Annotated in this window: 2 protein-coding genes; both read left to right on the plus strand. The window is 66.7% G+C overall.

All coding sequences use genetic code 11. The annotated features are described in order from the left end of the window. On the plus strand, window positions 1-974 hold a 974-nt coding region (locus tag ACI38Z_RS09085), incomplete at its 5' end, for an ABC transporter substrate-binding protein (RefSeq protein WP_439789881.1). 5 nt (window positions 975-979) lie between these two features. Next, window positions 980-1,677, plus strand: a 698-nt coding sequence (locus tag ACI38Z_RS09090) for an ATP-binding cassette domain-containing protein (protein ID WP_439789882.1), incomplete at its 3' end; no start/stop codon positions are given.

Below are 1,677 nucleotides of genomic sequence, written 5' to 3' on the forward strand. Positions count from 1 at the left end.
ACAACGGCAAGGGCGCGGACTCCAGCACGAGTGGCTCCGCCTCCACGGACAAGAAGGTTTACGGCTCCGCGGCCAAGATCACGTTCTGCCTGGACTACACGCCCAACACCAACCACACGGGCCTGTACGTGGCGCAGGAGAAGGGCTACTTCAAGGACGAGGGGCTCACGGTCAAGATCGTGCAGCCGGCCGACGGCACGGCCGAGGCCATGATCGGGTCCGGCCAGGCGCAGCTGGGCGTGAGCTACCAGGACTACATCGCCAACGCGCTGAGCTCCAAGAACCCCGTGGCCATCGAGGCCGTGGCCGCCATCATCCAGCACAACACGAGCGGCATCATGAGCCGCAAGGCCGACGGCATCACCAGCGCCAAGAAGATGGAGGGCCACACCTACGCCACGTGGAACATGCCCGTGGAGCAGGCCACCATCAAGCAGGTGATGGAATCCGACGGCGGCGACTACTCCAAGCTCAAGCAGGTGCCGTACGAGGTGGACGACGAGGTGGCGGGCCTGAAGGCCAACATGTTCGACTGCGTGTGGGTGTACGAGGGCTGGGCCGTGCAGAACGCCAAGGTGCAGAACTACCCCGTCAACTACTTCAGCTTTGTGAGCATGGACAAGGTGTTCGACTTCTACACGCCGGTCATCGCGGCAAACGACGCCTTTGCCAAGAAGCACCCGGACGTGGTGAAGGCCTTTGTGCGCGCGGCCAAGCGCGGCTACGAGTACGCCATCAAGCACCCGCAGGCCGCCGGCAAGATCCTGGTGAAGGAGGCGCCCGAGCTTAGTGACAAGCTGGTGCAGGCATCCGCGAAATACCTGGCAAAGCAGTACCAGTCCGACGCCAAGACCTGGGGCGTGATCGACAAGGCCCGCTGGGCGCGCTACTTTGAGTGGCTGAACGACAAGAACCTGGTCGAGAACAAGCTGGACGTGAACTCCGGCTGGACCATGGACTACCTGGAGGCTTAGCGCGCATGTCTGACGCGGGGGAGAAGGACGTGGACGCCGTGGCCGGCGCCGGTGCGGCTGCCGGCGGCGCCGCGGTGCCGGCGCTCGAGGCGCGGGGGCTCACCCTGAGCTGGGACGAGGGCGAGCACATCGTGGTGGAGGACGTGTCGCTCACGCTGGGCGCCGGCGAGGTGGTGTGCCTCGTCGGCCGCTCCGGCTGCGGCAAGACGACCATCCTCCACGCGCTGTCCGGACTCACCACGCCGCTGAGGGGGCGCGTCCTTCTCCACGGCACGGACGTGACGGGCCAACCGGGGCATGTGAGCTACATGCTCCAGAAGGACCTGCTGCTGCCCAACAAGCGGATCGTGGACAACGTGTGCCTGCCGCTGGTGCTGGCGGGCATGCCGGCGGCGGACGCCCGCGCCAAGGCCGAGCCGCTGTTCGAGCGCTTTGGCCTGGCCGGGACGGAGCGCATGTGGCCGAGCGAGCTTTCCGGCGGCATGCGCCAGCGCGCGGCGTTCCTTCGCACGTACCTGATGGGTAACGACGTGACGCTGCTGGACGAGCCGTTCAGCGCGCTGGACGCCCTGACCCGCACGGACATGCGCAGCTGGTACTGCCAGATGTCGCGCGAGCTGGGCATGGCGACGCTGGCCATCACGCACGACGTGGACGAGGCCGTCACCATGGCGGACCGCATCTACGTGCTGCAGGGCGACCC

Source organism: Parafannyhessea sp., from assembly GCF_051876455.1.
Taxonomy (GTDB): Bacteria; Actinomycetota; Coriobacteriia; order Coriobacteriales; family Atopobiaceae; genus Parafannyhessea.